At 62.1% G+C, this 7,414-nt stretch carries 6 protein-coding genes and 4 pseudogenes; 4 read left to right on the forward strand and 6 right to left on the reverse strand.

Annotated elements, in window-relative coordinates; genetic code table 11:
* A pseudogene (locus tag ACWCQK_RS41565) lies at positions 1-101 on the reverse strand (PIG-L family deacetylase); the annotation flags it as partial.
* A gap of 11 nt (positions 102-112) precedes the next feature.
* On the opposite strand from ACWCQK_RS41565, the gene ACWCQK_RS41570 reads away from it, so the two are divergent.
* Complete coding sequence (locus ACWCQK_RS41570; RefSeq protein WP_451164391.1) at positions 113-415, forward strand: group II intron maturase-specific domain-containing protein; 303 nt, start codon at positions 113-115, stop codon at positions 413-415.
* 181 nt (positions 416-596) lie between these two features.
* Positions 597-722 (forward strand): HNH endonuclease, encoded by a 126-nt coding sequence (locus ACWCQK_RS41575; protein ID WP_451164393.1) that lies wholly within the window; start codon positions 597-599, stop codon positions 720-722.
* A gap of 144 nt (positions 723-866) precedes the next feature.
* Here ACWCQK_RS41575 and ACWCQK_RS41580 read toward each other — a convergent pair whose 3' ends face one another.
* Both ACWCQK_RS41580 and ACWCQK_RS41585 read right to left on the reverse strand, forming a co-directional pair.
* Positions 867-1,082 (reverse strand): hypothetical protein, encoded by a 216-nt coding sequence (locus tag ACWCQK_RS41580; protein WP_451164395.1) that lies wholly within the window; start codon positions 1,080-1,082, stop codon positions 867-869.
* A 294-nt stretch (positions 1,083-1,376) separates the two neighbouring features.
* On the reverse strand, positions 1,377-2,738 hold the full coding sequence (locus tag ACWCQK_RS41585; RefSeq protein ID WP_451164396.1) for an endonuclease domain-containing protein: 1,362 nt from the start codon (positions 2,736-2,738) through the stop codon (positions 1,377-1,379).
* A gap of 601 nt (positions 2,739-3,339) precedes the next feature.
* On the opposite strand from ACWCQK_RS41585, the gene ACWCQK_RS41590 reads away from it, so the two are divergent.
* Complete coding sequence (locus ACWCQK_RS41590; protein ID WP_451164398.1) at positions 3,340-4,023, forward strand: hypothetical protein; 684 nt, start codon at positions 3,340-3,342, stop codon at positions 4,021-4,023.
* A 1,439-nt stretch (positions 4,024-5,462) separates the two neighbouring features.
* Positions 5,463-6,395 carry an alpha/beta fold hydrolase gene (locus ACWCQK_RS41595; RefSeq protein ID WP_451164400.1) on the forward strand — a complete coding sequence of 311 codons (933 nt, stop codon included), beginning with the start codon at positions 5,463-5,465 and terminating at the stop codon, positions 6,393-6,395.
* A gap of 36 nt (positions 6,396-6,431) precedes the next feature.
* Here the strand turns inward: ACWCQK_RS41595 and ACWCQK_RS41600 are convergent.
* The 3 pseudogenes from ACWCQK_RS41600 to ACWCQK_RS41610 all read right to left on the reverse strand — a co-directional run.
* Positions 6,432-6,850 (reverse strand): annotated as a pseudogene (locus tag ACWCQK_RS41600) (IS630 family transposase); the annotation flags it as partial.
* A gap of 80 nt (positions 6,851-6,930) precedes the next feature.
* Positions 6,931-7,304 (reverse strand): annotated as a pseudogene (locus tag ACWCQK_RS41605) (transposase); the annotation flags it as partial.
* A pseudogene (locus ACWCQK_RS41610) lies at positions 7,281-7,414 on the reverse strand (IS5/IS1182 family transposase); the annotation flags it as partial. The pseudogenes ACWCQK_RS41610 and ACWCQK_RS41605, both read right to left, overlap by 24 nt.

Genomic DNA, 7,414 nt, shown 5'->3' on the forward strand with positions numbered 1-7,414 from the left:
AAGCCGTTCTCGTCGTAGGTGACGACCACATCGGGCTGGTAGTGCCGCATGAGGTCCGCGAGCCGGGCGGCGCCTTCCTCCACAGGAGTCTGCCAAGACGAATGCCGAGGCTGTGTTGCGCAGCCTGATCCCGATCGTTCGCGGTTGGGCGGCCTACTACCGGGCGGTGGCGTCCTCGACGACGTTCTCGTCGTTGGATCACTACATGTGGCGGCTGACTTTCAAATGGGCCAGACGTCGTCACCGCAACAAGTCGAGGTACTGGGTTGTGGACCGCTACTTCGGCCAGTTCCACCTATCCCGGCGTGATCGGTGGATGTTTGGCGACCGCGGCAACTCATCAACTTCGCCTGGACGGGCATCGTCCGCCACCAGCTCGTCAAGGGCGGAGCGTCCCCGGACGACCCTGCGTTGACCGAGTACTGGCGGGACCGCCGCCGCAGGAAAGCGCCGCCCCCGATGGACAAGACGAGTCTTCTCCTGGCGGTCCGGCAGCAGGGGCTCTGTCCTCTCTGCAAGCAGGCGTTGATCGTCGGAGCGAGTACGAACCAGACAGTCCACGCGAGCGGACTGTCTGGTTCGCGGCCTCGAAGAAGATGCTCCACAAGCATCACTTCACCTGCCGGCGAGACGGTGACACGGAGGAGCGGACCAACCTTCGCCTTGTGCATTCCGAATGCCACCGTCAGCATCACGCTGGCGACGGCGAACGGGCCACATAACCCTGCTGACCTGCGAAGCCCTCGTGGCTTGCTTGAGCCGGATGCGCTGAAAGGTGCACGTCCGGTTCTGAGGGGGCCGGGATCGGCAACGGGCTCCGGCTACCGACCACAGGGTTCTTCTCCGGTCTAGCGTGCAGCGGGAGTTCAGAAGTCCAGGCCGAGGCGGTCGATGTCGGTGAGGGCGACGTCCGACAGGCCCATGGCGCGGGTGCCGACGTCGCGGAAGTACATGTCCTTCAACCCTTCGGCGACGGCCCCGCGCATCTCCTGGTCGCCGGCACCGGCTATTGCGGGCGTCGAACAATCGCTGCGCGTACGCCACGGGAAGGTGCACGGTGAGGCGGCGGTAGCGAAGCTCATTGAGGAGCTGCGTGCAGCCCGCTCGATTTTCTGCCGTATGTGGCATCCGGCAAGCCGCAGCCGGGCGGCATTCTCTACGCTGAGCCGTCTCCGTGCGGCAGCCTGCACGAAGTGCGACGCTGCACGATCTCGCGATTCACGCATCAAAGCCACGTCGGAATTGAGCAGCAGAGTCGGAATAGCCGCCAGCTTCCCGGAATCCCCTCTGGGTGACATGTACCCCTTTAATGGCCTTGCGCATGAAATGACGGACTGGTTCGAGCAGAGGTTGATGCCGGGTCCGCCACTGGTCGCTCAGAACAGGCCCAGGCCCTCGCTACTGGTGTCTGCGATGACTGGCCGGAAGTGGGCGGGGAGGCCATCCCGGCGGTCGGGTCCGGCCGCGGCAGCCACGTCAGGGGCGGTCTCGGCCAGCCAGGTGCCAAACCGTTCGACGGCTTCGCGGTAGGAGACTTGCGCCAGGACACGGTGCTCGCCGGAGGGACAGAAGTCGACGGCGACGGTGAGCAGGCAGGAATGGGGCGCGTGGTGACTGCCGCTCCAGGACACGCGCAGCACACCACAGGGTTTGCGTCCGCGGGAGCCGCGGGCATCGCGGTGCGTCGGGCGCTGTGATCGACAGGCGATGTAGGCGGTCCAAGCAGCAAGGTGTGGCAGCGGCAGGGTGGTGCGGGCGCGGCAGCCGGGGCAGCGATGCCAGTGGCGGAGCCATTCGGCGGCGTGGGTGTCGAAGAGGTGTGTGTAGTGGCTGGCCACGCGGATGTCGTTGCTGTACAGGTGGTCGGGCCGTTCTTGGGTGTTGCAGGAGTGGCAGGCGGGGGCGCGGACGTAGCCGTGTTCGTGGCAGTGGTCGAGTACGGCGGCGGGTGCGGTGCGGCAGACGGCGCATGTCCACCCGGCCACCTTGCGAGAGATCCCGGGTTTCCTGCTGAGTGCCGAGTACAGGTGACCGTGCAGCTCCCCGTTGTAGGGGCGCGGTGGGACAGGCGGTGGGATAGCTGGGCGGTCGGGGCTCGTCGTGTGTCGGCTGCCAGCGGCCTGGGTCTGCCCATGGTGGGAGGGCGACTTGGTGACGGCTACGTTTGCCTGACGGGTCCGCTCGGCGTGCAGCCACTGCGTTTCGGTGTGCTCGGCCGCGTCCAGCAGCCTGACCACGGCGCGCGGCAGCAACCATGTCCGCGCCGTCCGGTCGCGGGTCTGTTCCACGAGGATCTGCCGCCAGTCGATCCCCGCCAGATGGCACAGCCGGCCGTCTTCATCCCGTGCCGCCCGCTCAGGGCCGCCCGACTCCTGCAGTTCCCGGGTGATGCGCCAGCGCCACCGCAGCAGCGTTCCCCCGTCATGCTGCTTCGGCACGCCCCGGAACGGACCGATGCGGACCAGATCCTGGCGGTCCATTTCGACCGCGCTCAGTTCCACTGCCGCCCGACGCACCTCAGTCTCCGCCACGTTCCACGGGCCGCCGCTCGCCTTCACCATCACCACCGCACGCTGGCCAAGCACGACGTACCCGGCCCGGACCTCGGCAGGAGGGCAAGTGAATACCGCAGAAGCTGTCGGCACAGCACAGCCGGCCGTCAAACCGGCCCACAAAGCATCCGCGGCGCCCAGAGTGATCAAGCCGCCCGCACGACCCGCAATGACACGCAATGACATACCGACAGGCTAACGACCCAACGCAGCACAGTCGTTCCCAGCCCCGTCCACCGGAACCCACCCCACGCCCGACCCCGACGCCACCTCATGCCAGAGCCAGCGAAGCCGCTATAAGCCGTTCCGACTTCTCTGCCGCTCCGTTGTGAGCAACGCACCGTCACCCAGCACTGAGCCTCCACGTGCGATGTACCGCCATCGTGGCAGTAGGTCGCGTGCACATACCGTTTCATGACGGCCGTCAATCCACGAAATGCCACCCCGTGTCAGCGACGCTCGCCCTGTAGAGCCAGCCACCAGCAGAAACAGCACTCCGGGCCTACCACCACTGCCACGCTCCCGCTGACACGAAGCCGCCAGGTCCTGCTTCTGCCGCTTCCCACTCTCTGTCAAGGCGATTGTCAGTGTCAGGCGAATCATGGTTCTGGATCACTTTCCCGCCGTCGCCGACAGGCGATCACAACGGAGGTCGGACAGCAGCTATTCTCTGCAACACGGGGCCGGGCGTGCCCAACCCGGCCCCGCGGACAGCCCGTATTGAGCGTCCTAGGGCTCGGCCCGCACCCACCCCAAGTACAGCGAAGGCGCTGTCGAAGAACTCCGGGTGGCCAAAATGGTCAAGGCCTCTGCTGTCAGCGCCCTCACGCAGGCCATCAACCAGCTCAAAGCGTTCCTGGTCTGTGGTGATCCTCAGCTGCGTGAACGGCTGGAACCGCTGCGCGACCCGGCGCTCTTCGCCGCCTGCGCCGAGCTCAACCCTCAGCACGGCGTGGTGCACCAGGCCCTGCAACTCCTGGCGGTGCGTATCCGCCACCTGTCCGAGCAGATCACCCCCCTCAAGAAGCAGATCACTCTCACGATCCGTGCTCTCAACTCCGACCTTCTCAAGGTCTTCGGAGTGGGCCCCGACAGCGCGGCAGCTCTCCTCATCGCTGCGGGAGAAAATCACAACCGTCTCACCAGTGAGGCGTCCTTCGCGGCCCTCTGCGGCCAACCAGCAGCGGTTCACCAGCGCGTCTCTCCCGCGAAATACCGGGCCGCCCTGCGGAGAATGCCACGTTTCTTCTTCCAGTTCACGGATCCCCTTTCGGGCAGCGCCCAAATCCGCCTGAACGCCGTCACCGCCCGCTTGCGCAGTGGACAGCAGTGCGGAGTGGGCGCCCGGACGGGCCCATCGGCGGCCCAGATCCAGTTCCGCAGCGTCTCGGTGTTCACCCAGAGATCGCCGGTGACCGACTTGATCGTCGCTCCCGGCCGCGACCGGTACAACGCAACCGCGTCGCCTTGAACGCAGCGGGATAGTGCTTCGTCCCCATAGGGACTTCGCTCTCCTGGACCCTCAAGATCCAAATCTCTCCGGTGTCCAAACCCCGGGGTCAGGGACCTTCACCCTGCTCAACAAATTGCCTACGCCCACCCCTACCGATCAGAACAGGAACGATACAAGGGCGAGTAGGAAGGCCAAGCGTAGGTAGCAGTCGGTGCACGCCAGGGAACGCAACCCGCTTCTGGAGCACGCCGATCCCCTGCTTGCACCACATCATGAGCCTTCCTGGAAACGAGTGCTCAATACTCAAGTAACGCGCTAGACACTTCCTTGATAATTCGACACTGTGAGTGTTGCTGGATAGCAGGGCTTGCGCATGCGGCAGATAACGAACCAGCGGGGACTAATATTCATTATATTTTGGGTCGCATCTCATGCGGACAGCCATTGCAAAGACGGCAGCGTCGCAACATTTCCGGGACCGTCAACTCTCAAAGTGCCATAGTAAGTAGATTTATCGCATAGGCACCTAGAGACGCACTTCCAGGGAACGCTTAACCTTCCCGCATCCCCGCCAAAAGCACGGGAAGGGAAGTCTTTACCCAGCGATACACGGAAACAATTTAAGGATCTACGTGAAGTTACTAAACGCCCTAAGATGCTCAGTCGTATTTGCCAGCCTTGCCGGGGCTGCAGTGACTGGTGCGCCGTCAGTATCAGCTGCCGGTAGCGTGAATTATCGAGTGTATATTACTGATACCGAATTCCGAAACCTGGCGGATAATGATTGTGAATACGGCCACAAGCCCGATGGGGCTGGCAGGTATACATGGAACATGAGTCGTGGTGATTGCCAATTCAGCATCCCTCAATCTGCCGATCTTTCTGGGTATATCGATTTAGAAGTCCACTCCGCTTCGAGCGCATTAAAGCAGAAGAAGCGACTTGCCGTGGGTGCGGATAATCGAAATTGCGTGGGCGATCAGAGATGGAACGACAATCGGAATAACTGCCCCGTGGCCGTATGGAGTGCATACTCTCATCCAAATTTGACTCTCAACACACACGAGGGAGCGGATGAAAACGGTGCCTACGATCTTAGGGATGCCTATACTGCAGTCTATGACTCCAGTGGTACCGAGGAGCACAAGGGGCGGAATGCGAATTACGTAGACTTAAGCCTCGCTCCCGGCGACTACGTGGACGCCGTGGCACATTTCGTTGATGTTGACAAATTGACTAACAATGAACTCATCTGCAGCGGGAAGGCGACGCTTCCCGTTGATGGATCCAATCGTCAAATGATGTCCGCGAATGCCTCATACAGGGGCCCCAGTACCAATGGGTGGAACGGCTCGAGTGTTTGCAGATTTCACTTTGTTGGATTGCCTGTATTTTCTGGCTGAAGCTTAGCAAATTCCGGTACGCGTGAAAGGCTTTTAATGAATCGGCGTAGGTTTATGCAGAACCTGGGTGCTGCAGCTTTTGGGGTGGGTGCCGGATCGGTTCTCGGTATTAGTCCGGCTGCGGCTAGGACTGTCGATGTAAGCACTGCCGATGGGCGCATTCTACGGGTGACCGAAAGTGGGGCATTGTCGGGGAGGCCAGTAATTCTTCTACACGGTTCTCCGAGCTCTTCACTGGAAGTCGATTACTACTCTGCCATTGCGGCCAGGGAGGGGGTCCGACTCCTCTCATACGATCGTCCTGGATTTGGCGGTTCCGACCCAAATCCCGGGCGACGTGTCGCCGATTGTGCAGGAGATATCCGAAGCGTTGCCGTTAGCCGGGGGTTGAGTCGTTTTGCCATCCTGGGAATTTCGAGTGGAGGCCCGCATGCTCTTGCTGCGGCTGCGCTGCTACCTGAAGTGGTAAAGGTGGCTACCAGCGGAACGATTGGCCCGGTGTGGGCGGCTGGGCTCGACTTTTATCAAGACATGGGGGCATCGACTACTCAGGAAATACAGTTAGCCCTCGCAGGGCGTGACGCTCTTCATGGGGCATTTGGTCCCTACGCGGAAGCCATCTCTGCAGATCCAACCATTCTTCTTGCTGACATGTCGACTGGGCTTCCTGCAGTGGATCAGCGAGCATTAGAAAGTTTGACTATCCGAACCAATATTCTGGCAAGTGTCGCCGATGGTGTCAGGAACGGAGACGCAGGATGGGTCGATGACGATATAGCTTTGGTGACGCCATGGGGTTTCGATATCAGCTCAATCCGACGCCCGGTGCGTCTGTTTCATGGGGCGGTTGACAATGTATGCCCGCCTGGGCATTCAAGGTGGCTTGCGGGTAAAATTCCAACTTCTCAGCTAAATATTATTTACGGCGGAGGGCATCTGCTTTATATGGTGGATCCGACCCCTATGCTCAGGTGGTTGGTGTCATAGCCTCGTTCGTACGCCCAGCAGAACTTAGAGGTCGGCCATCTTGTGCTTCTTGGCCCAGCGGCTGATGTCGACGCTTTTGCGGGCGGAAAGGTTGTTCAGGATGACGTAGATCGGTGCGTCGTCGGGTCGGGCGGCGCGGATTAATTTCAGCGCGGCCAGCGTGTTCGCGGGCCCTTTCCTGCGGTGGTTGATGGCCCCAGAGGGTGTCGCCGACGGAGTAGCAGCCGTGGACGTAGTGCACCCCGTGGGTGCGATGGTACGTGGCCGGCACTCGGTTGGGATGCTTGCTTCAGGCCCAGCAGGAACCGGCGGTGGGCCGGATCCCGAGCGGGCCGAACTCGTCGAACGCGAACACTCGGTCGGGGAAGCGGTTCATGACCTCCTTGATCCGGTTCAGTTTCGCTTCACGGTCCGGGTCGGAGGGACTCCTTCCAGGTCTTGGTGCGCTGGTGACGGTGTGCACGGTGGACGGTCATCGGTTCTGCCTGGGGGATTCCCGGGTCGTTTCACGAACGCTGTTATCCCCAAAAGAAGCCGGAAAGTACTGCCGCGGCAGACCGTTCATGTTTTCGTTCGTGCCGTGCCGCCAGGGGCTGTGGGGATCGGCGCAGTAGATTTGGAGCCCGACGTCGATGCGGAGTTGCGGTGTTGGGCCAGTTCTGTGCCGCGGTCCCAGGTCAGTGACCTGCATAGTTACTCGGGCTGCGTGGTGATGGTGGCGGTGATCGCGTCCTTGCCGGCCTCGGCGCTGCGGTCGGCAAGCGCGGGCCCATTCTTGATGCATGGTTGGGTGCCGAAGCCTTCCCTGCGGGGCAGATGCAGCAGCATCGTGAACCGCGTGCTGGGCTCGACCAGCATGCCGATCGCGGACCGGCGGGTTCCGATGAGGCCGGTGGTGAGCCAGGTGCCGGCGCCCGTGTTGGCGTGGTCGGCGAGGATCGCGGCCCCTTGTCGCTCACAGATCCGGACGATCTTGTGGGTGCGGGCCGCGGGTTAGGTCATGGGTGTGGCCCGGGAGC

Source organism: Streptomyces sp. NPDC002306 (genome assembly GCF_053593435.1).